30 protein-coding genes are annotated in these 21,254 nt (G+C 63.8%); 1 reads left to right on the forward strand and 29 read right to left on the reverse strand.

Features of this window, described 5'->3' with window-relative positions; all coding sequences use genetic code 11:
• Positions 1-33: 33 nt before the first annotated feature.
• The 27 genes from ATE70_RS21390 to rpsL all read right to left on the reverse strand — a co-directional run bounded on the left by ATE70_RS21390 (position 34) and on the right by rpsL (position 16,883).
• A complete protein-coding gene (locus ATE70_RS21390) occupies positions 34-693 on the reverse strand; it encodes an adenylate kinase (RefSeq protein ID WP_197411535.1) in 660 nt (219 codons plus the stop codon).
• 48 nt (positions 694-741) lie between these two features.
• Positions 742-2,115, reverse strand: coding sequence for a preprotein translocase subunit SecY (secY, locus tag ATE70_RS21395; RefSeq protein ID WP_058539576.1), 1,374 nt, complete (start codon positions 2,113-2,115; stop codon positions 742-744).
• Between the two features lie 267 nt (positions 2,116-2,382).
• Complete coding sequence (gene rplO / locus ATE70_RS21400) at positions 2,383-2,907, reverse strand: 50S ribosomal protein L15 (RefSeq protein ID WP_082521560.1); 525 nt, start codon at positions 2,905-2,907, stop codon at positions 2,383-2,385.
• A 55-nt stretch (positions 2,908-2,962) separates the two neighbouring features.
• Positions 2,963-3,148: a 50S ribosomal protein L30 gene (gene rpmD / locus ATE70_RS21405; RefSeq protein ID WP_037515666.1), complete on the reverse strand. Its 186-nt coding sequence runs from the start codon at positions 3,146-3,148 to the stop codon at positions 2,963-2,965.
• A 4-nt stretch (positions 3,149-3,152) separates the two neighbouring features.
• Positions 3,153-3,851, reverse strand: coding sequence for a 30S ribosomal protein S5 (rpsE, locus tag ATE70_RS21410; RefSeq protein WP_082521561.1), 699 nt, complete (start codon positions 3,849-3,851; stop codon positions 3,153-3,155).
• 2 nt (positions 3,852-3,853) lie between these two features.
• Entirely contained in the window at positions 3,854-4,207 is a 354-nt protein-coding gene (gene rplR, locus ATE70_RS21415; RefSeq protein WP_058539577.1) for a 50S ribosomal protein L18, read from the reverse strand.
• A gap of 3 nt (positions 4,208-4,210) precedes the next feature.
• Complete coding sequence (gene rplF, locus ATE70_RS21420) at positions 4,211-4,744, reverse strand: 50S ribosomal protein L6 (protein WP_056373116.1); 534 nt, start codon at positions 4,742-4,744, stop codon at positions 4,211-4,213.
• The gene (gene rpsH, locus ATE70_RS21425; RefSeq protein WP_037515661.1) at positions 4,744-5,148 is read right to left on the reverse strand and encodes a 30S ribosomal protein S8; all 405 of its coding nucleotides are present in this window, start codon (positions 5,146-5,148) and stop codon (positions 4,744-4,746) included. Before rpsH ends, rplF begins: the two co-directional genes overlap by 1 nt.
• A 12-nt stretch (positions 5,149-5,160) precedes the next feature.
• Complete coding sequence (gene rpsN / locus ATE70_RS21430) at positions 5,161-5,466, reverse strand: 30S ribosomal protein S14 (RefSeq protein ID WP_058539578.1); 306 nt, start codon at positions 5,464-5,466, stop codon at positions 5,161-5,163.
• Positions 5,467-5,516: 50 nt separating this feature from the next.
• Positions 5,517-6,095 carry a 50S ribosomal protein L5 gene (rplE, locus tag ATE70_RS21435; protein ID WP_058539579.1) on the reverse strand — a complete coding sequence of 193 codons (579 nt, stop codon included), beginning with the start codon at positions 6,093-6,095 and terminating at the stop codon, positions 5,517-5,519.
• Positions 6,088-6,408 (reverse strand): 50S ribosomal protein L24, encoded by a 321-nt coding sequence (gene rplX / locus ATE70_RS21440; RefSeq protein ID WP_056373119.1) that lies wholly within the window; start codon positions 6,406-6,408, stop codon positions 6,088-6,090. Before rplX ends, rplE begins: the two co-directional genes overlap by 8 nt.
• 2 nt (positions 6,409-6,410) lie before the next feature.
• Entirely contained in the window at positions 6,411-6,779 is a 369-nt protein-coding gene (gene rplN / locus ATE70_RS21445; protein ID WP_011543078.1) for a 50S ribosomal protein L14, read from the reverse strand.
• Positions 6,780-6,840: 61 nt separating this feature from the next.
• Positions 6,841-7,110 (reverse strand): 30S ribosomal protein S17, encoded by a 270-nt coding sequence (gene rpsQ / locus ATE70_RS21450; RefSeq protein WP_039578283.1) that lies wholly within the window; start codon positions 7,108-7,110, stop codon positions 6,841-6,843.
• A gap of 11 nt (positions 7,111-7,121) precedes the next feature.
• Positions 7,122-7,325: a 50S ribosomal protein L29 gene (rpmC, locus tag ATE70_RS21455; RefSeq protein WP_039578281.1), complete on the reverse strand. Its 204-nt coding sequence runs from the start codon at positions 7,323-7,325 to the stop codon at positions 7,122-7,124.
• A gap of 5 nt (positions 7,326-7,330) precedes the next feature.
• Positions 7,331-7,762, reverse strand: a complete 432-nt coding sequence (gene rplP / locus ATE70_RS21460) for a 50S ribosomal protein L16 (protein WP_037515653.1) — start codon at positions 7,760-7,762, stop codon at positions 7,331-7,333.
• A gap of 11 nt (positions 7,763-7,773) precedes the next feature.
• Positions 7,774-8,481 carry a 30S ribosomal protein S3 gene (rpsC, locus tag ATE70_RS21465; RefSeq protein ID WP_037515652.1) on the reverse strand — a complete coding sequence of 236 codons (708 nt, stop codon included), beginning with the start codon at positions 8,479-8,481 and terminating at the stop codon, positions 7,774-7,776.
• Between the two features lies 1 nt (position 8,482).
• Positions 8,483-8,863 (reverse strand): 50S ribosomal protein L22, encoded by a 381-nt coding sequence (gene rplV, locus ATE70_RS21470; RefSeq protein WP_037515650.1) that lies wholly within the window; start codon positions 8,861-8,863, stop codon positions 8,483-8,485.
• A complete protein-coding gene (gene rpsS, locus ATE70_RS21475) occupies positions 8,863-9,138 on the reverse strand; it encodes a 30S ribosomal protein S19 (RefSeq protein ID WP_037515648.1) in 276 nt (91 codons plus the stop codon). Before rpsS ends, rplV begins: the two co-directional genes overlap by 1 nt.
• Positions 9,139-9,141: 3 nt before the next feature.
• The gene (gene rplB / locus ATE70_RS21480) at positions 9,142-9,978 is read right to left on the reverse strand and encodes a 50S ribosomal protein L2 (protein ID WP_039578277.1); all 837 of its coding nucleotides are present in this window, start codon (positions 9,976-9,978) and stop codon (positions 9,142-9,144) included.
• A 21-nt stretch (positions 9,979-9,999) separates the two neighbouring features.
• Positions 10,000-10,308 (reverse strand): 50S ribosomal protein L23, encoded by a 309-nt coding sequence (locus tag ATE70_RS21485; protein WP_037515644.1) that lies wholly within the window; start codon positions 10,306-10,308, stop codon positions 10,000-10,002.
• Positions 10,301-10,927, reverse strand: a complete 627-nt coding sequence (rplD, locus tag ATE70_RS21490; protein ID WP_056373120.1) for a 50S ribosomal protein L4 — start codon at positions 10,925-10,927, stop codon at positions 10,301-10,303. Before rplD ends, ATE70_RS21485 begins: the two co-directional genes overlap by 8 nt.
• Before the next feature lie 2 nt (positions 10,928-10,929).
• Positions 10,930-11,706 carry a 50S ribosomal protein L3 gene (gene rplC, locus ATE70_RS21495; protein WP_058539599.1) on the reverse strand — a complete coding sequence of 259 codons (777 nt, stop codon included), beginning with the start codon at positions 11,704-11,706 and terminating at the stop codon, positions 10,930-10,932.
• A 302-nt stretch (positions 11,707-12,008) separates the two neighbouring features.
• Positions 12,009-12,320, reverse strand: a complete 312-nt coding sequence (gene rpsJ / locus ATE70_RS21500; RefSeq protein WP_003042199.1) for a 30S ribosomal protein S10 — start codon at positions 12,318-12,320, stop codon at positions 12,009-12,011.
• Positions 12,321-12,468: 148 nt separating this feature from the next.
• Complete coding sequence (tuf, locus tag ATE70_RS21505; RefSeq protein WP_058539580.1) at positions 12,469-13,659, reverse strand: elongation factor Tu; 1,191 nt, start codon at positions 13,657-13,659, stop codon at positions 12,469-12,471.
• 118 nt (positions 13,660-13,777) lie between these two features.
• A complete protein-coding gene (fusA, locus tag ATE70_RS21510) occupies positions 13,778-15,871 on the reverse strand; it encodes an elongation factor G (protein ID WP_058539581.1) in 2,094 nt (697 codons plus the stop codon).
• 96 nt (positions 15,872-15,967) lie between these two features.
• A complete protein-coding gene (rpsG, locus tag ATE70_RS21515; RefSeq protein WP_039578261.1) occupies positions 15,968-16,438 on the reverse strand; it encodes a 30S ribosomal protein S7 in 471 nt (156 codons plus the stop codon).
• Positions 16,439-16,511: 73 nt separating this feature from the next.
• Positions 16,512-16,883 carry a 30S ribosomal protein S12 gene (gene rpsL, locus ATE70_RS21520; RefSeq protein WP_037515637.1) on the reverse strand — a complete coding sequence of 124 codons (372 nt, stop codon included), beginning with the start codon at positions 16,881-16,883 and terminating at the stop codon, positions 16,512-16,514.
• A gap of 305 nt (positions 16,884-17,188) precedes the next feature.
• Here rpsL and ATE70_RS21525 point away from each other — a divergent pair, with 305 nt between their 5' ends.
• A complete protein-coding gene (locus ATE70_RS21525; protein WP_058539582.1) occupies positions 17,189-17,683 on the forward strand; it encodes a DNA-deoxyinosine glycosylase in 495 nt (164 codons plus the stop codon).
• A 2-nt stretch (positions 17,684-17,685) separates the two neighbouring features.
• Here the strand turns inward: ATE70_RS21525 and ATE70_RS21530 are convergent, their stop codons facing one another.
• Complete coding sequence (locus ATE70_RS21530) at positions 17,686-18,987, reverse strand: metal-dependent hydrolase family protein (protein ID WP_058539583.1); 1,302 nt, start codon at positions 18,985-18,987, stop codon at positions 17,686-17,688.
• A gap of 42 nt (positions 18,988-19,029) precedes the next feature.
• Positions 19,030-21,254, reverse strand: a 2,225-nt coding sequence (locus ATE70_RS21535; RefSeq protein WP_058539584.1) for a S8 family peptidase, incomplete at its 5' end; no start/stop codon positions are given.

Raw genomic sequence — 21,254 nt, forward strand, 5'->3', positions numbered from 1 at the left:
TGGCGCCTCAATAACCGGCGCCGGGGGGACTGGCTAGCCAGCAGTCGCCAGGATGGTTTCGATCGCGTCGTTGACCTCGTCGATCGGCGCCATCCCGTCGACATGGGTGACGATCCCGCGCGCTTCATAGATCGGCAGGATCGGCGCGGTCTTGGCGCGATATTCGGCCATGCGCGTGCGCACCGTTTCCTCGTTATCGTCGGGACGGCGCTTGAATTCATGGCTGCCGCAAACGTCGCACGTGTCTTCGACCTTCGGCAGTTTGTAGCGATCATGATAGCCCGCGCCGCACTTGGCGCAGCTGAAGCGGCCGGTGATGCGATCGACGAGCGCGTCTTCCTCGACCTGCAGCTCGATCACATGGTCGAGCTTGCGGCCGCGCGCCGACAGGATGGTGTCGAGCGCTTCGGCCTGTGCCGCGGTGCGCGGATAGCCGTCGAAGATCACCGAAACGTCGCTGCCGAGCTGGTCGAGCCGCTCGCCGATCAGGCCCGAGACGATTTCGTCCGAGACGAGTTCGCCCGCATCCATCACGGCTTTCGCCTGCACGCCGATCGGCGTTCCCGCCTTGACCGCGGCGCGGAGCATGTCGCCGGTCGAGAGCTGGACCATGCCATGCTCGTCTTCCAGGCGCACCGCCTGCGTTCCCTTGCCCGCACCCGGCGGACCCAGCAAAATGATATTCAGCGTCATGGGGACCCCTGTTTGCCCTACCGTGTCGCGGTTGGCGTAGCGGGCGCTTTAGCGCCGCGCAACGCCCCCCTTCAATTTGGCCTTCTTGATGAGGTCGCCATATTGATGCGCGAGCATGTGGCTCTGGATCTGGCTGATCGTATCGATCGTGACGTTCACGATGATCAGCAGGCTGGTACCGCCGAGCTGGAACGGCAGACCCGATCCGGCGATGAAATATTCGGGGATCAGACAGATCGCCGCCAGATAGGCCGCACCGAGCACGGTGATGCGCGTCAGCACATGGTCGAGATAGGCGGCGGTGTTCTTGCCCGGGCGGATGCCGGGGATGAACCCGTTCTGGCGCTTCAGATTGTCGGCGGTTTCTTCAGGATTGAAGACGACCGCGACGTAGAAGAAGCAGAAGAAGATGATGCCCGCGGCATAGAGCGCCATATACAGCGGCTGCCCGTGCGCGAGATACTGGTTGAGCGTGATCAGGAAATCGCCGGTCGCGGTGTCGCCCTGAACGTTCTGGCCCATCATCTGCGTGACCGTCAGCGGCATCAGCAGCAGCGACGAGGCGAAGATCGGCGGGATCACGCCGGCGGTGTTGACCTTGAGCGGCAGATGGCTGCGGTCGGCCTGCATCCCGCCGCGCTGCGTCGCGCGCTTCGGGTACTGAACGAGGACGCGGCGCTGCGCGCGTTCCATGAAGCTGATGAACGCGATGATGACGATCGCGCCGCCGACGACCGCGAGGATCGTGCCGCCGCCCATCGAGCCTTCGCGCACCTGCGTGAACATCTGAGCAAAGCTGCGCGGCAGCTGCGCGAGAATGCCCGCCATGATGATCAGCGACACGCCGTTGCCGATACCGCGGCTGGTGATCTGTTCGCCGAGCCACATCAGGAAGAGCGTACCGCCGACGATGCTGATGACCGCGCCGATGCGGAACATCATGCCGGGATCGACGACCGCGGCGATGCCCTGCGTCGCGCCGAGCGATTCAAGCCCGACGGCGATGAAATAGCCCTGGATCGCGGTCAGGAAAACCGTGCCGTAGCGCGTATATTGGTTGAGCTTCTTGCGCCCGCTTTCGCCCTCTTTCTTGAGCGCGGCGAGGCTGGGCGACAAAGCCGCCGCCAGCTGCACGACGATCGACGCCGTGATATAGGGCATGACGCCGAGCGCGATGATGCTCATGCGCTCCAGGCTGCCGCCCGAGAAGGTGTTGAAGATGTCGAGCACGCCGCCCGACGCCGCCTGGCTGTAGAGCGACGCCAGCGCAACGGGGTCGACCCCCGGCAGCGGCACGAACGACAGGAAACGGAAGACGATCAGCGCGCCGATCGTGAACCAGATACGGTTCTTGAGTTCGGTCGCCTGACCGAACTTCGAAAAGTTCAGGTTGGAAGCAAGCTGGTCGGCGCGAGAGGCCATGGTGATCTTTCCTCGAGTGGCGGACCGCGCCCCCGCGACCCGGCGCCTATGTGCGTTCGCCAGTCACGAAGCGCAAGGGCAAAGGCCCGAATTCAGCTGCGTCCGAACAGCGGTCAGCTCATAATCCGTTCGCATCGAGCGAAGTCGAGATGCCCCTCGACCTAGTGCTACTCCGATGGGCGTCTCGACTTCGCTCGACACGAACGGGAAACAACAGTCTTCATGCAGAGCGGGGCGGTTCGTATTTCGAACCGCCCCGCGCCATAATTAGTTCTTGGCGGCCGCTTCGGCCTTGCGCTTGGCTTTCTTGCCTTCGCCTTCGGCCTTCGGCTCGGGCAGTTCGACCTTGCCGCCAGCCTTTTCGACCGCTTCGATCGCGCCCTTCGACGCGCCGGCAACGGCGAAGTTCAGCTTCGCGGTGATTTCACCCTTGGCGAGGAGGCGGACGCCGTCCTTGCCGCCGCGGGCAACGCCAGCGGCCTTGAGCGCGGCGTGATCGATGACAGCCTTGGCGTCGAGCTTCTTCTCGTCGACCAGCTTCTGGATCATGCCCAGATTCACGATCGCGAAATCCTTGCCAAAGATATTGTTGAAGCCGCGCTTCGGGATACGCATGTGGAGCGGCATCTGGCCGCCTTCGAAGCCGTTGATCGCGACGCCGCTGCGGGCCTTCTGGCCCTTCTGGCCGCGGCCGGCGGTCTTGCCCTTGCCCGAGCCGATGCCGCGTCCCACGCGCATACGGCCCTTGCGGGCGCCATCATTGTCACGAAGTTCATTAAGCTTGATCGTCATTGCACTCGCTTTCGCTTTTATCGCGCTGATAGATAGGGGTCGGGTCGCGAGGGGTTCAGCCCTCGACGACTTCGACCATGTGCGGCAGCTTGCGGATCATGCCGCGCACTTCCGGGGTGTCGACCAGTTCGACCTCGCGGTGCATCTTGCCCAGGCCGAGGCCGGTCAGGATCGCACGCTGGCTCTTGGGACGACGGATCGGCGAACCGATCTGGCGGATCTTGATCTTCTTGTCAGCCATCGTCTTACTCCGTCACCGCCGCGGCTTCCGCCTCGGCTGCGCGGTCGGATGCACCGCCACGCTTGATCAGGTCCGAAACCTTCTTGCCGCGGCGCTGCGCGACCGACTTCGGGCTGGTCTGCTCGCCGAGCGCTTCGAAGGTCGCACGGATCATGTTGTAGGGGTTCGAGGTGCCGACCGACTTGGTCACCACATCGGCGACGCCCAGCGACTCGAACACGGCGCGCATCGGGCCACCGGCGATGATGCCGGTACCGGCGGGTGCCGAACGCAGCGTCACATTGCCGGCACCGAAATGACCGCGGCCATCATGGTGCAGCGTGCGGCCATCGCGCAGCGGAACGCGAATCATCGCCTTCTTCGCGGCAGCGGTTGCCTTCGAAATGGCTTCGGGCACTTCGCGCGCCTTGCCATGACCGAAACCGGCGCGGCCCTTGCCGTCGCCGACGACGACGAGCGCGGCGAAACCGAAGCGCTTGCCGCCCTTCACGGTCTTCGAGACGCGGTTGATGTGAACGAGCTTTTCAATCAGCTCTTCGCCACCGTCTTCGTCGCGCGGGCGACGATCGTCGCGGCGGCCACGGCCACCGTCACGACCGCCACGACCACCGTCGCGGCCGCCGCCACGGCCGCGGCGCGGAGCCTGGCCATCGGTGGGGGCTGCTTCGGGAGCGCCTTCGACGTTCTGTACTTCGTCTGCCATGATTAGAACTCCAATCCGCCTTCGCGAGCCGCGTCGGCCAGCGCCTTGATGCGCCCGTGGAACAGGAAACCGCCGCGGTCGAACACGACCTGCGTCACGCCCGCCTTTTTCGCAGCAGCGGCGAGGCGCTTGCCAACGTCGGCAGCCGCCGCAGTGGTCGCGCCGGTCTTGCCGCGGACATCCTTGTCCAGCGTCGAGGCCGCAGCGAGCGTCTGCCCGGCAGCGTCATCGATGAGCTGAGCGTAGATGTGGCGGCCCGAACGGTGCACCGACAGGCGAGCGCGGCCACCCGCGCGCTGACGGAGGGCGGTACGGACGCGCTGACGGCGTTTTTGGAAAGGGGTAAGATGTGCCATGGCTTACTTCTTCTTGCCTTCTTTGCGGAAGATGTACTCGCCGCGATATTTGATGCCCTTGCCCTTATAGGGTTCGGGCTTACGCCAACGGCGGATTTCCGCCGCGACCTGGCCGACCTGCTGCTTGTCGATGCCGCTGATCTCGATCGTCGTGTTGTCCGGCGTCTTGATCTCGATACCTTCGGGCACCGCGAAATCGACATCGTGGCTGTAGCCGAGCTGCAGCTTCAGATTCTTGCCCTGCGAGTTGGCGCGATAGCCGACACCGGTGATTTCGAGGACCTTGGTGAAGCCTTCGGTCACACCCGTGATCAGGTTCTGCACCAGCGTGCGCTGCATGCCCCAGAACGCGCGAGCTTCGCGGGTACCGTTCGCGGGCTGGACCGAGATGCTGCCTTCGGCGACTTCATAGTTGATGAGGTCGGAAAGCGGCATCGCGAGCGTGCCCTTCGGGCCCTTGACCGAAAGCTGGCCGCCGTCGATCGCGGCGGTAACGCCGCCGGGGATTGCCACTGCCTTTTTACCAATGCGCGACATCAGAACACCTCCGCCAGCACTTCGCCGCCGACATTATGTTCGCGTGCTTCGGCGTCCGAGAGAACGCCGCGCGGGGTCGACACGATGGTGATACCAAGGCCGTTGCGAATGATCGGAAGTTCTTTCGAACCCGAATAGACGCGGCGGCCCGGCTTCGAAACGCGCGCCACATGGCGGATCGCCGGCTGCCCTTCGAAATATTTCAGTTCGATGCGGATGCCCTTGTGCTGACCCTTGGCACCCAGCGCTTCTTCGCTGTAGCCGCGGATATAGCCTTCGCGCTGGAGAACATCGAGAACGCGGACACGCAGGGTCGAAGCCGGCGTCAGGACGCTGTCCTTCTTCGCCGTCTGGCCGTTGCGGATGCGGGTGAGCATATCACCCAGGGGATCGGTCATTGCCATCTTGTCAGTCCCTTACCAGCTCGACTTCACAACACCGGGGATCAGGCCCTTGTTGGCCAGATCGCGGAGCTGGATACGGCACAGCCGGAATTTGCGATAATAAGCGCGCGGGCGCCCCGTCAGCTCGCACCGGTTACGGATGCGGGTCGGGTTACCATTGCGCGGGATTTCCGCCATCTTGAGGCGCGCGATCAGACGCTCGCCATCGTCGAGCGAGTTGTCCGCTGCAATCGCCTTCAGCTTCGCGTAACGGCCGGCGTATTTCTTCACCAGCTGCTTGCGACGCTCGTTCTTGTTTACCGAACTCAGTTTCGCCATGACTTAAGTTCTCTTTCCTTCTTGAAAGAGCCTGCCAGATCCCGCGGGGATCAGGCGGCTTCCTTTTCCTGCGCTTCGATCGGGAAGGGGAAGCCGAACAGCTTGAGCAGTTCGCGGGCTTCATCGTCCGTACGGGCGGTGGTGGTGACGATCACGTCCATGCCGCGCACCTGGTCGATGCGGTCATAGTTGATCTCGGGGAAGATGATCTGCTCTTTCAGGCCCATGGCATAGTTGCCACGGCCGTCGAAGCTCGTCGCCGACACGCCGCGGAAGTCGCGGATGCGCGGCATTGCGATCGTGATCAGGCGATCGAGGAATTCGTACATGCGTTCGCGGCGCAGGGTCACCTTGCAGCCGATCGGCATGCCTTCGCGCAGCTTGAACTGTGCGATCGACTTCTTCGCCTTGGTCACGACAGGCTTCTGGCCGGCGATGAGTTCCATCTCGGCAGCCGCCGATTCGACCTTCTTCTTGTCCTGCGTGGCTTCGCCGACGCCCATGTTGAGCGTGATCTTTTCGATCTTCGGCACTTCCATCGCATTCTTGTAACCGAACTTCTCGGTCATCGCCTTGACGATCACATCGTCATAGCGAGTGCGCATGCGCGGGGTGTAGTTGTCAGCCATTGAGCGTCTCCCCGGACTTCACGGCCACGCGGACCTTCTTGCCGTCCTTGGTTTCAAAACGAACGCGGGTCGGCTTGCCGGTCTTGGGATCGGCAATCGCGACCTTGCTCGCGTACAGCGGCGCTTCCTTGCGCTCCAGGCCACCCTGCGGGTTGGTCTGGCTCGGCTTGCGGTGGCGCGTGATGACATTGACGCCAGCGACGACGACCTTGCCGTCTTTCGGCAGGCTCTGCGTCACTTCGCCGGTCTTGCCCTTGTCCTTGCCGGACAGGATGACAACCGTGTCGCCCTTCTTGATCTTTGCCATGCTCATGGTCAGAGAACCTCCGGTGCCAGGCTGATGATCTTCATATAGCCGCGGCCGCGCAGTTCGCGGACGACGGGGCCGAAGATACGGGTGCCGATCGGCTCCTCATTCTTGTTGACGAGCACCGCGGCGTTGCTGTCGAAACGGATGACCGAGCCATCGGCGCGGCGCACGTCCTTGGCGGTGCGAACGATAACGGCGCGATGCACGTCACCCTTCTTCACCTTGCCGCGGGGCTGCGCTTCCTTGATCGACACGACGATCACGTCGCCCACGCCGGCGGTACGACGCTTCGACCCGCCCAGCACCTTGATGCACTGGACGCGCTTGGCACCGCTGTTGTCAGCGACTTCCAATTGTGACTGCATCTGGATCATCGATGCATTTCCTTCTTTTTTGGCCTACCGGGATGCCCCGGCGGTTCCGTGAAACTCAGCTTCAGGCGTCAGCAGCCGTCTTGGGCTTGCTGTGGGTGTCGACCTTGTCGAGCACCTTCCACGTCTTCAGCTTCGAAATCGGCTTCGTTTCCTCGATGCGGACGGTTTCGCCGGCCTTGATGGCGTTGTCCTCATCGTGGGCGTGATACTTTTTCGAGCGGCGGATGATCTTGCCGTACAGAGGGTGCTTCACCTTCCGTTCGACCTTCACCACGACGGTCTTGTCGCCCTTGTCGGACACCACCGTACCGGTCAGAATGCGCTTCGGCATCGATAGTCTCCTTACTTCGCGGCCGAGCGCGTGCGCTCGGTCTGCTGCGTCTTGATGCGGGCGATCGAGCGCCGCACTTCCTTGACGCGCGATGCTTTTTCAAGCTGGCCGGTGGCCGCCTGGAAGCGGAGGTTGAACGCCTCGCGCTTCAGTTCGCCAAGCTGTTCGGCGAGCTGGTCGTCGGTCTTGGCCTTGAAATCTTCGGTCTTGGACATGGCCCTTAACCCTCCAGATGCGAGGTGTCGCCGAGACGGGCAATCACCTTCGTCTTGATCGGCAGCTTCATCGCGGCGCGTTCGAACGCCAGCGCGGCCACGGGGCCGGGGACGCCGTCGAGTTCGAACAGGATGCGACCCGGCTTCACGCGAGCGGCCCAGAATTCCGGCGAACCCTTGCCCTTACCCATACGGACTTCGGCAGGCTTCGACGACACGGGGACGTCGGGGAAGATGCGGATCCACAAACGGCCCTGACGCTTGATCGCGCGGCTGATCGCACGGCGAGCCGCTTCGATCTGACGCGCGGTAATCCGCTCGGGTTCCATCGCCTTCAGCCCGTAGGAGCCGAAGTTCAGGCTGGTCCCACCCTTGGCATTGCCATGGATGCGGCCCTTGAAAGCCTTGCGGAACTTGGTTTTTTTCGGTTGCAGCATGTCAGCAGTCCTTAGCGGCGATCTTCACGAGCCGGACGGACGCCGGTCGTCTGTGCGTCGAGCATCAGACGGTCGGTCGCCATCGGGTCGTGGCCGAGAATCTCGCCCTTGAAGATCCACACCTTGATCCCGCACACGCCATAGGCGGTGTGAGCGGTCGATTCGGCATAGTCGACGTTGGCGCGCAGCGTGTGAAGCGGCACCCGGCCTTCGCGGTACCATTCGGTACGTGCGATTTCCGCGCCGCCGAGACGGCCGGCGCAGTTGATGCGGATGCCTTCGGCGCCCAGACGCATCGCCGACTGAACCGCACGCTTCATGGCGCGACGGAACGCGACGCGGCGTTCGAGCTGATCGGCAATGCCCTGGCCGACGAGCTTGGCGTCGACTTCGGGCTTGCGGATTTCGACGATGTTCAGCGACACGTCGCTGCCCGTCAGTTCACCGAGCTTCTTGCGCAGCTTTTCGATGTCCGCGCCCTTCTTGCCGATGATGACGCCCGGACGGGCGGCATAGATCGAGACGCGGCACAGCTTCGCCGGACGTTCGATCACGACCTTCGAGATCGCGGCCTGCGGCAGGTTCTTGAACACATACTGACGGATCTTCAGATCCTCGACCAGCATGCGGCCATAGTCCTGGCCTTCGGCGAACCAGCGGCTGTCCCAGGTGCGGTTGACCTGCAGGCGCAGGCCGATCGGATTGCTCTTCTGGCCCATCTTACGCCTCTTCTTCCTGTTCGCGCACGACAATGCGGATGCGGCTGAACGGCTTGACGATCCGGGTCGACTTGCCGCGGCCACGTGCGTGCCAGCGCTTCATCGAGATCGACTTGCCAACGCTCGCTTCCTTGATGACGAGCGCATCAACGTCGAGGTTATGGTTGTTTTCCGCGTTGGCGACGGCGCTGGCGAGAACCTTGCGCACGTCGACAGCCATCGCCTTCTTCGAGAAGGTGAGGATGTTCATCGCGTCTTCGACCTTGCGGCCGCGGATCAGCGCGGCAACGAGGTTCAGCTTCTGCGCCGAACCGCGAATCTGCGTGCCGACCGAGAGAGCCTCGTTATCCGCAACGCGGCGGGGGGACTTTTCCTTGCCCATTAGCGTTTGCCCTTCTTGTCGGCAGCGTGACCGGGGAAGAAGCGCGTCGGCGCAAATTCACCCAGCTTCATGCCGACCATGTCTTCGTTCACCGACACCGGCACGAACTTGCGGCCGTTGTAGACGTTGAAGGTCAGCCCCACGAACTGCGGCAGGATGGTGGACCGACGCGACCAGGTCTTGATCGGGGCATTGCTGCCGCCGTCCTGGGCCGTTTCGGCTTTCTTGAGCAGATGGAGGTCCACGAAAGGACCCTTCCAGACCGAGCGAGCCATGGCTTACCTCTTCTTCTTCGCGTGACGCGACCGGATGATCATCTTGTCGGTCGACTTGTTGTGGCGCGTACGCGCACCCTTCGTCGGCTTGCCCCACGGGGTAACCGGGTGACGGCCGCCCGAGGTACGGCCTTCGCCGCCGCCATGCGGGTGATCGACCGGGTTCTTTGCAACACCGCGCGTCAGCGGGCGCTTGCCGAGCCAGCGATTGCGGCCGGCCTTGCCCAGGTTGGTGTTCTGGTTGTCGGGGTTCGACACCGCACCGACCGTGCCCATGCACTCGCCGCGAATGTAACGCTGCTCGCCCGAACCGAGACGCACGATGACGAGACCGCGGTCACGACCGACGACCTGTGCATAAGTGCCAGCCGAACGGGCGATCTGGCCACCCTTGCCCGGCTTCATCTCGATATTGTGGACGATCGTGCCGACAGGCATCTGCGACAATTCCATCGCATTGCCCGGCTTCACGTCGGTCTTCTTGCCGGCAACGACGGTGTCGCCAACGGCCAGACGCTGCGGCGCCAGGATATAGGTCTGCTCACCGTCTTCATACTTGACGAGTGCGATGAACGCCGTGCGGTTGGGGTCATATTCCAGACGCTCGACGGTAGCCGGCATGTCCCACTTGCGACGCTTGAAGTCGATGAAGCGGTACTTCTGCTTGTGGCCACCGGCGATACCGCGCGAGGTCACATGACCCTTGTTGTTGCGGCCGCCGGTCTTGTTCTTGCCTTCGGTCAGCGCCTTGACGGGCTTGCCCTTCCACAGCGACGACTTGTCGACGAGGATCAGGCCGCGTTGCGCGGGGCTGGTCGGATTATAGGATTTAAGTGCCATTTTCTCTGCCTCTTCCTACAATCAGACGCCGGTCGTGACGTCGATCGTCTGGCCTTCGGCCAGGCGAACGATCGCCTTCTTCACGTCGCTGCGGGTGTAGGGCTTGCCCTTCCAGCGCTTGGTCTTGCCCTTGGTGATCAGCGTGTTGACGCTGAGAACCTTGACATCGAACAGCGCCTCGACGGCGGCCTTGATCGCGGGCTTGGTTGCGTCGTTCGCAACCTTGAACACCACTGCGTCATTTTCGCTGAGCAGCGTCGACTTTTCGGTGATCACCGGAGCGAGGATCACGTCATAGTGACGCGCGTCGACTGTTTTTGCCTTAGCCATTGAAGCGTGCCTCCAGCTTTTCGAGGCCGGCGCGGGTCAGGACCAGCGTATCGGCGCGCAAAATGTCATAGACGTTGGCACCCGCGGCCGGCATCGCGTTGATGCCGATCAGGTTGGCCGACGCCATGGCGAAGCTTTCGTGCACTGCATCACCGTCGATGAAGAGTGCGCGATTGCCGAGTTCGAGCTTGCCGAGCTGGCCGGCGAGCGCCTTGGTCTTGGCGTCCTTGAGCTCGAGCGTGTCGAGAACGAGGATCTTGCCGCCCTTCGCCTTGTCGCTCAGCGCCATTTTCAGGCCGAGCGTGCGGATCTTCTTGTTCAGCGAGTGGCCGAAGGTGCGGGCACGCGGGCCATGCGCCTTGCCGCCGCCGATGAAGATCGGAGCTGCGCGATCGCCGTGACGAGCCGTACCGCCGCCCTTCTGGCGACCGAACTTCTTGCCGGTGCGCGAAACGTCGCTACGTTCGCGGGCGGCGCGAGCCGGACCACGGCGCTTTTCGAGCTGCCAGCTGACGACACGGTGGAGGATGTCGGCACGCGGGTCGACGCCGAAAACATCGTCGTTAAGATCGATGTCTGCGCCGGCCTTGCCGTCGATGGTGTGAACCTTGACCTTCATGATCAGGACTCCTGTGCGCCGTCGGTGGTGGCAGTGTCGACCACGGTTTCTTCAACCGGGGTTTCCACAGGCGCATCAGCCGGGGCTTCTTGATTGGCGTTCGCTGCGCTCTTGATGCCCGCCGGATAGGGGGCCTCGGGGTGGCGCGGCAGCTTGACCGCATCGCGGACCATCAGCCAGCCGCCCTTCGAGCCAGGGACCGAACCCTTGACGAAGAGAAGGCCGCGCTCGACGTCGGTGCGGACGATTTCGAGATTCTGCTGGGTGCGGTTGCGGGCGCCCATGTGGCCGGCCATCTTCTTGTTCTTGAAGACGCGGCCCGGATCCTGGCGGTTACCGGTCGAACCATGCGCACGGTGGCTGATCGAAACACCGTGGGACGCGCGCATACCGCCGAAACCCCAGCGCTTCATCGCACCGGCAAAGCCCTTACCCTGGGTCACGCCCTGGATGTCGACAATCTGGCCGGCGACGAAATGGTCGGCCGACAGTTCGGCGCCGACGTCGAGCGTCGCGTCGTCGGCGACGCGGAATTCGACAATCTTCGCCTTGGGTTCGACTTCGGCCTTGCCGAAAGCGCCACGCTGCGGCTTCGCAACATTCTTCGCCTTCGCCGAGCCGGCACCGAGCTGAACGGCCACATAGCCGTCACGTTCTTGTTCGCGCACAGAAATGACCTGACAGCCTTCGAGGCTCAGGACGGTGACGGGCACATGGCGGCCGTCGTCCTGAAACAGGCGGGTCATCCCCATTTTCTTCGCGATCACGCCAGTCCGCATGATCATACTCCTCAACAGAGGCCGGGCGGACCATTCCGCACGGCGTGTGGGACCTCATCAAGGCGAACCCCGACGAGAACCCTCCCAGCCCAAAATTTCGATGCATCGCCCCGTCCGGGCTGAGATGCCGCCATCCCGAAGGAGAAGCGGCGAGACGGGGGACGCAGCCCGGACCATATTTCTTCGCAAGGAAGAGATCCGGCGGTATCCACCCTATCGTCGGTCCGGATCGCGCCGGACAATGCAGTCACCGAAGTGTCCTGCCGATAGAGACCCCGGTTTTCACCGGGGCTGCGCTGGCCTCAGGCCAGCTTGATTTCTACGTTCACGCCCGCGGCGAGGTCGAGCTTCATCAGCGCGTCGACCGTCTGCGGGGTGGGCTGCACGATGTCGAGCAGCCGCTTGTGGGTGCGCACCTCGAACTGCTCGCGCGACTTCTTGTCGACATGCGGGCCGCGGTTCACGGTGAATTTTTCAATACGCGTCGGAAGCGGGATCGGGCCGCGAATAAGCGCTCCGGTACGACGTGCCGTATCGGCAATGTCGGTGGTGGCCTGATCGAGCACGCGGTGATCAAAGGCCTTCAGGCGAATGCGAATATTCTGCGTTTCCATGACTGTTCCAGTCGAATCCCGTCTAACGATGCGAAAGAGCCGAAATGGCCTGCTCCGATTCCCGCAGGGAAACCGGATCGGCCATCAAAATTCTTTAAGCTACGAGCCGCGCGAATCGCTTCCGAATCGCGCGGCTCGCGGCCCTATATTACTTTGTGACGGTTGCCACAACCCCTGCGCCGACCGTGCGGCCACCTTCGCGAATTGCGAAGCGCAGACCCGGGTCCATGGCGATCGGAGCGATCAGCTTGACCGACAGCTGGACGTTGTCGCCCGGCATGACCATTTCGGTGCCGGCGGGCAGAATGACTTCGCCGGTGACGTCGGTGGTGCGGAAGTAGAACTGCGGACGATAGTTCGCAAAGAACGGCGTGTGACGGCCGCCTTCGTCCTTCGACAGGACGTACACTTCCGAGGTGAACTCGGTGTGCGGCGTGATCGAGCCGGGCTTCGCCAGAACCTGGCCGCGCTCGACTTCTTCACGGCCGACGCCGCGGATCAGCGCACCGACGTTATCGCCAGCCTGGCCCTGATCGAGCAGCTTGCGGAACATTTCGACGCCGGTCACGACGGTCTTCTTGGTGTCCTTGATGCCGACGATTTCGACTTCTTCACCAACCTTGACGATGCCCGTTTCGATACGGCCGGTAACGACGGTACCGCGACCCGAGATCGAGAACACGTCTTCGATCGGCATCAGGAAGGGCTTGTCGAGCGGACGTTCCGGCTGCGGGATCCACGCGTCGACGGCAGCCATCAGCTTCAGGATCGCGTCCTTGCCGATGGCGTCGTCGCGACCTTCGAGGGCGGCGAGAGCCGAACCCGGGATGATCGGGATATTGTCGCCGTCGAAGTCGCGCTTCGACAGTTCTTCGCGGATTTCGAGCTCAACGAGTTCGAGCAGCTCGGGATCGTCCAGCTGGTCGACCTTGTTGAGGAAGACGACCATGGTCGGAACGCCAACCTGCTTCGCGAGCAGGATGTGCTCCTTCGTCTGCGGCATCGGGCCGTCAGCGGCCGACACAACGAGGATCGCGCCGTCCATCTGGGCGGCACCGGTGATCATGTTCTTCACATAGTCGGCGTGGCCCGGGCAATCGACGTGCGCATAGTGGCGGTCAGCAGTTTCATATTCGACGTGTGCGGTCGAAATGGTGATGCCGCGCTCGCGCTCTTCGGGCGCCTTGTCGATGTTCGCGAAGTCGACGGCGGTGCCGCCGGTCGTTTCGGCGAGCACCTTGGTGATCGCTGCGGTCAGCGAGGTCTTGCCATGGTCGACGTGACCGATGGTGCCGATGTTGCAGTGCGGCTTCGTCCGCTCAAATTTAGCCTTGGCCATGATGGTATAACCTTCTTGTTCAATGTTTGCGTTGATCAGTCCTGGACGAGCCTGCTGAATCAGGCGCCGCCCTTAGAGGGTCTTGCCGCGCGGTGCAAGCCCGCGCGGCTTTGACCCATCAGGCCATCTTGGCCTTCACTTCTTCGGCGACGTTGGTCGGCACTTCTTCGTAATGCGAGAATTGCATCGAATAGCTGGCGCGCCCCTGGCTGAAGCTGCGCAGCTGATTGACGTAGCCGAACATGTTCGCCAGCGGAACGATCGCCTCGACGACCTGGGCGATGCCCCGGCTGTCGGTGCCCTGGATCTGCCCGCGACGGCTGTTGAGATCGCCGATCACGTCGCCCATGAATTCCTCAGGGGTAACGACTTCGACCTTCATCACCGGCTCGAGCAGCTTGATGCCGGCCTTCGCCGCCACTTCGCGCATCGCCGCACGGCCCGCGATTTCGAACGCCAGCGCCGACGAGTCGACGTCGTGATACGCGCCGTCCGTGAGCTTGATTTCGAAGTCGATGATCGGGAAGCCGATCATGTGACCGTTTTCGGCCGACTCGCGCATGCCCTTTTCGACCGACGGGATATATTCGCGCGGAATGTTACCGCCCTTGATCTCGTCGATGAAGGTGATGCCCGCGCCGCGTTCGCCGGGAGCGACGCTGACCTTGACGCGGCCGAACTGGCCCGAGCCGCCCGACTGCTTCTTGTGGGTATAGTCGACGTCAACGGCCTTCGCGAGCGATTCGCGGTACGCCACCTGCGGCGCGCCGACGTTCGCTTCGACCTTGAACTCGCGCTTCATGCGATCGACGAGGATGTCGAGGTGAAGCTCGCCCATGCCCTTGATGATCGTCTGGCCCGATTCATGGTCGGTCGACACGCGGAACGAGGGATCCTCGGCGGCCAGGCGGTTGAGCGCGATGCCCATGCGTTCCTGGTCGGCCTTGGTCTTCGGCTCCACCGACAGCTCGATGACCGGCTCGGGGAATTCCATCCGCTCGAGGATGATCGGCGCGTTGGTCGCGCAGAGCGTGTCCCCGGTGGTAGTTTCCTTGAGGCCGGCGAGCGCAACGATGTCGCCCGCATAGGCTTCTTCGATGTCTTCGCGGCTGTTCGCATGCATCAGCAGCATGCGGCCAACCTTTTCCTTCTTGTCCTTCACCGAGTTCAGATACGTGCCCTTGTTGAGCGTACCCGAATAGATGCGGGCGAAGGTGAGCGAGCCGACGAACGGGTCGTTCATGATCTTGAACGCGAGCAGCGACAGCGGCGCATCGTCGGCCGGCGGACGCGAATCGGGGGTCTCGCCGTCGAGCTTCAGGCCCTGAACGTCGGGAATGTCGAGCGGCGAAGGCAGATAGTCGACGACCGCATCGAGCAGCGTCTGAACACCCTTGTTCTTGAACGCCGAGCCGCAGAGGACCGGAACGAACGCCTGTGCCAGCGTACCCTTGCGGATCAGCTTCTTGAGCGTCGCGACGTCGGGAACGGTGCCTTCGAGATAGGCTTCCATCGCGTCGTCGTCCTGTTCGACGGCGAGTTCGACGAGCTTTTCGCGATATTCGGCCGCCTTGTCGGCGAGGTCGGCGGGGATTTCCTCATAGAAGAATTCGGCGCCGAGGCTTTCGTCCTTCCAGATGATCGCACGCTCGTTGACCAAGTCGACGAGACCCTTGAAGTCGCCTTCGGCGCCGATGGGCAGATAGAGGACGGCCGGGGTCGCACCGAGGCGATCGATGATCGTCTGGACGCAATAATAGAAGTCGGCGCCGGTGCGGTCGAGCTTGTTGACGAAGCACATGCGCGGAACTTTATACTTGTCGGCCTGACGCCACACGGTTTCCGACTGCGGCTCAACGCCGGCAACGCCGTCGAACGCGGTGATCGCGCCGTCGAGCACGCGCAGCGAACGCTCGACTTCGATCGTGAAGTCGACGTGGCCGGGGGTGTCGATGATGTTCAGGCGATGCTCGGGGCCGTGACCTTCGTCGGCCTTCCACAAGCAAGTGGTCGCCGCGGACGTGATCGTGATGCCGCGTTCCTGCTCCTGCTCCATCCAGTCCATCGTCGCGGCGCCGTCATGGACTTCGCCGATCTTGTAGGACTTGCCGGTGTAGTAAAGGATACGCTCGGTCGTCGTGGTCTTGCCGGCGTCGATGTGCGCCATGATCCCAAAGTTGCGATAATTTTCGAGCGGATGGCTGCGTGCCATGGTCTTTTCCTTGGATGTGGGGGGCGGCCTTTGGAGCCGCCCCCGATATAGGAATGATTGTTACGATTGCGAGACGCGACAGCGTCCCGCGCGCGCTTACCAGCGGTAGTGGCTGAAGGCGCGGTTGGCTTCGGCCATGCGATGCGTGTCTTCACGCTTCTTTACGGCGTTGCCACGGTTGTTCGACGCGTCGAGCAGCTCGCCCGACAGGCGCGCGGCCATCGTGGTTTCGCTGCGGTTGCGCGCGGCGGTGATCAGCCAGCGGATCGCGAGCGCCTGCGCACGTTCGGGACGGACTTCGACCGGAACCTGATAGGTCGCACCGCCGACGCGGCGGCTGCGGACTTCGATGTTCGGGCGGATGTTCGCCAGCGCTTCGTGGAACACGCCGATCGGTTCCTTCTTGGCACGGGCTTCGACCGACTCGAGCGCACCGTAAACGATGCTTTCGGCGACGGACTTTTTCCCGTCCAGCATGACGCTGTTCATGAATTTCGACAGCACCGTATCACCGAAACGGGGATCGGGCAGGATTTCGCGGCGCTCAGGACGACGACGACGAGCCATAGGTAATTCCTTTTACAACAGCATCCCGGCGCCAGGGCAGCCAGGGATGATCAAATAGCCGAAAAAGCGGTCCTTACTTCGGACGCTTCGCACCGTACTTCGAACGGCTCTGCTTGCGGTCCTTCACACCCTGCGTATCGAGCACGCCGCGCAGGACGTGGTAACGCACACCGGGAAGATCGCGGACACGACCGCCGCGGATCAGCACAACGCTGTGTTCCTGGAGGTTGTGGCCTTCGCCGGGGATGTAGGTGATGACTTCGCGCTGGTTGGTCAGGCGGACCTTCGCAACCTTACGGAGCGCCGAGTTCGGCTTTTTCGGGGTCGTCGTGTAGACACGGGTGCAAACGCCACGCTTTTGCGGGTTTGCGTCCATCGCCGGGACCTTGGACTTCACCTTCTGGGGAGTCCGGCCCTTGCGGACCAGCTGGTTGATCGTGGGCATGAATGCTTCACCTTTAAATGTCCGCCCATCAAAGCGAACGGTTACTGTACCGCGGTGGATGAAGCTCCGGCCGCTAACCCGCCAAAAAAGGCGAAAAAGGGCCGACCTGATAACAGCAAAAGACCCCGGCGGATCGCTAAGATCTTCCGGAGGCTCCATCCGCGCCAGCAATGTTCAAGCGCTGTTGCAACTGAAAGAGGCAGCAAACTGCCCTTTTCGGTCGAGCGGGCCCCTAGACCCGATTCCCTCACGGGTCAAGGGGTGGGCAATATTGTTGCGCTGGCCCGAGCGGGCTATCGGGAACCATGCCCGCCGTCCGCCACGCCAGCTTTCCGCCTCACGTCGCGCCCAACACGCGATTGCTGATTCTCGGGAGCCTGCCCGGCGTCCGCTCGCTCGCCGAGCAGCAATATTATGCGCATCCGACGAACCAGTTCTGGCGCCTGCTCGGCGCGGTCATCGGCCAGCCGCTCGCGGACCTGCCCTATGCCGACAGGCTGGCCGCGCTGCGCGAGGCCAAGTTCGGGCTGTGGGACGTGATCCGCAGCGCCGAACGGCACATGAGCAGCGACAGCCAAATCCGCGAAGCCGAGGCGCACGACCTCGCGGCGCTGATCGCCGATATGCCCGACCTGCGCATGATCGCCTTCAACGGCGGCAAGGCCGCGGCGATCGGACGGAAGCAGCTGCCGCCACTCGAAGGCATCACGATTGTCGACCTTCCGTCGAGCAGCGCCGCGCATACGATCGGCTTCGCGGCGAAGCGCGATCGCTGGCTGACGCTGCGCGGCGCGCTCTGATTTCAGTCGACCACCGTCCCGCGCGCCATCACGAAGTCGACCTTCTTGAGCACGCGCACGTCGGCGACGGGGTCGCTCGCGACCGCGATGATGTCGGCGCTCTTGCCCGGCGCAATCGTGCCGATCTCGTTCGACAGCCCGAGCAGGTCGGCGGCGTTGACTGTCGCGGCCTTCAGCGCCTCGACCGGTTTCATCCCGTGCTGGACCATCAGTTCGAACTCGTCGCCGTTGCGGCCGTGCTTCGACACGCCCGCGTCGGTGCCGAAGGCGATGCGCACGCCGCGCGGGACGAGCTGTTCGAGGCTCTTGCCGGTGATCGAAATACGCCACTGAATCTTCGCCAGCACATCGGGTTCATAGGCGTCGGGATTGGCGGCGATGCGTTCCTTGTAGCCGTTCACGGTCGAGAGCGTCGGGACATAGTAGGTCTTCGATTTCGCCCACGCCGCGATCGTCGCCTCGTCGAGGATCGTGCCATGCTCGATCGAATCGGCACCCGCGTCGATCGCGAGGCGGATGCCGTCGGCGCCATGCGCGTGGACCGCGACCTTCTTGCCGAACAGATGTGCGGTGTCGACGATCGCCTGCGCCTCGTCGTCGAACATCTGCTTGCCCAGCCCCGCGCCGATGCGGCTGTTGACCCCGCCGGTCGAGGCGAATTTGATCACGTCGGCGCCGCGCCCGATCTGCAGCCGCACCGCGCGGCGGCAGTCGTCGGCGCCGTTGCAGGTGTTGCCCGCACCCGCGAAGAAGGGGCGGAGCTCGTCGCGATAACCGAGCGATCCGTCCATATGCCCCGCGCTGCCCGAAATGCTGTTGCCGGCGTCGATGATGCGCGGCCCCTGCACCTTGCCCGCGAGGATCGCATCCCTGAGGGCGAGAGTTGCGCCGTCGCCATCGCCGAGGTTGCGGACGGTGGTGAAGCCCGCGCGCAGCGTCTTGATCCCGTTCGCCTCGGCATTGAACGCCTGCGCGGCGGGGCTGAGCGTGACCTCTTCGAGCTGGCCGGCGATGCCGCCCGCGTCGCTGGTCAGATGGACATGGCTGTCGATCAGGCCGGGGAGGACATATTTGTCCTTGAGGTCGATCAGCGTCGCACCGGGGTCGGCGGGCTGATAGCCGTCGGCGATGCTCAGTATCTTGCCGCCCTCGACGATGATCGTCGAGGCGCCGCGCGCGGGCTTGCCGGGTTCGGCGAGCAATTGCCCGGCGTGGATCACCGTGCGCGTCGGCGCCTGCGCGGCGAGCGGCGTGGCGAGCGCCGCGCCGATGAGCGCGAGCGGAAGAATTTGAATCGGCTTCATTCTGGCATCCCCTGTATTTGAATTGAGGAGCGTTAAAGCCGATCAGAAGCCCATCGTAAAGCGAAGCGCCGCACCCCGGTCGTCGGGCATCGCGGCGATATGCCCGGGATCGCGGCGCCACCAGCTATTCGCGATCAGTTCTCCGCCGAAGAGCGACAGTGCATAGCTCGCCTCGACTACCAGTTCGCGGCCCGTCGGCGCGAGATTATAGCTGCGGCGGCCGAAGTCGGTGCGGCCGGTCGCATAGTCGTGCGCGACGGGAAGCATCAGGTCGATGCCGCCGCGCGCGACGCGCAGCGGCTGGGCGAAACGGAGCGCGGCGCGGTCGCCCGGCCGCATCAGATTCGCCTTGGCAATGTCGAACGAGAAGGCGGTCGACCAGAGCACGCCGCCCGCGATCAAGCCTTGGCTGTCGGGGCGTGTCCACATCTGGCGCCAGGCCGCCGCAACTTTCCAATCATCGCGCATATCGAGGATGACGCTGGCGTCGCCGACGAGGCTGGTGGCGCCGCCGGCACCGAACATCGGGCCGAGGCGGGCGCCGAGAAGGCTGTCCGATTCGCGCAGCCAGCTCGCGCCGAGCGCGGTGCGGACCGGGCCGAAGCGCGCATCCCACGCGGCGCCGACGCGCTGGTAGCGGCTGTCATGGCCCGATCGGTAGCGGAGGAGGGGGTCGTCCTGCCAGCGTGTTCCTGACACCCAGCCATTTTCCAATATCATATTAACATATTGATTATTAAAGATATTATGCCGGATTATCGTGCCAATTCCGGGACTTGCGGCGAAGCCCAAGCCCTCGTGCGCGGCGTCGCCGATCAGCATCGCATGGCCGCTCTCGCCGCGCTCGCCCGCGAGCAGGCCGCCGGTGCCGCGGCCGGCCGTAAAGCCGATGCGCGTGCGCGCGTCGAGGCGCGTCATCGCCGACGCGGCGAGGGTGCGCGCGCGCTGCGCATCGTGGAAGGAGAGGCCGGCGAGCGCGTCAGTGCCGCCGGTGCCGGGCGCGGTGACGAGCGAGAGCGCGAGCGACCGGCTTGCGGCGCTCTGCTGGCGGACGAGACCGCCGATCGCGCCCGAAAGCTTGAAGTCGGGACGCCGCTGGCCCAGCGAGCCGCCGAAATCGACGTCGAAAGCGCGGCCGAAGCCGTCGGTGACAAGGCCCGTCGTGCCGGCCCCGCCGGCATCGCCCATCGGACCGCCGAGGATACCCAGCGGCGCGTCGAGCGCGACCGCGGTCGCGGTGCCCGCGAGCGATGTGGCGCCCATCGGCTGGAAAGCGCGCGCAATGTCGAGGATGCCCTGTCCGTACACCGCATCGTCGCCGGCCGCGCCGGCATCGCGCGCCGATTGATAGAGAAGCGAGACGATCTGCTGGCTCGACAGATTCGGAAACGCCTGCGCGATCAGCGCGACCGCGCCCGCAACCTGCGGCGCGGCAAAGCTAGTGCCGTTGAGCACGAAGACGAAATTGCCCTCGGTCTTGAGCACGCCATTTTCATAGGCGCAGCACACACCCTCACCGAGCGCACTCAGGTAGGAGCCGGCATAGCCGCCCGCGCGGTTGCTGAACCCGGAAATCGCGCCATTTTCATTAACCGATCCGGCAATGACGACGAGCCCGCCGCCAGCGTCGCGCAGCCCGCGCGCGAAAAAATCGGGGTTGTTGGGGTCATTGCCGTTCGCGGTCGTGTCGCCGTCATTCCCCGCCGAGACGATGACGATAATCCCCGCCGCGGTCGCGCGCGAGACCGCGGCGCGCAAGGTGGCACCGGGCAGGTCTTCGCCGCCGAGCGAGATGTTGACGACGCGCGCGCCCGCGCCGACCGCACGGTCGAGCCCCGCCGCGATCGCGGTTTCGGGAAAGCGGCAGCCGCTTTCGTCGTTCGAGGGGTCTTCGGTCGCGCAGCTGCCCGGCCGGTCGGCGCGCAGCACGAGCAGGTTGGCGTTGAACGCGATGCCGAAGGTGCCGACGTCATTCTTTCCACCGAGCAACAGCTGCGCGACATTGGTGCCGTGCGTCCCCTCGCCGTTGATGCCGCGCGACCCGGCGAGGTCGATCGATTGCGACGAGATACGGCCGGCGAATTCGGGGCTGTCCTGATCGATCCCGTCGTCGATGACGCCGGCGAGGATATTCTGCCCCGTCGCCCCCGCCTGATAGGCGGTGATCGCGCCGTGGAAATTGACCCCGTCGGAGCGGCGCGTTTCGGCGGTATCGAAATTGCCCGTCGGCGGCGGGGTCGGAGTGGGTGCAGGCGTGGGGGTCGCCA

The sequence above is a fragment of the Sphingopyxis sp. H053 genome (assembly GCF_001468225.1).
GTDB lineage: Bacteria > Pseudomonadota > Alphaproteobacteria > Sphingomonadales > Sphingomonadaceae > Sphingopyxis.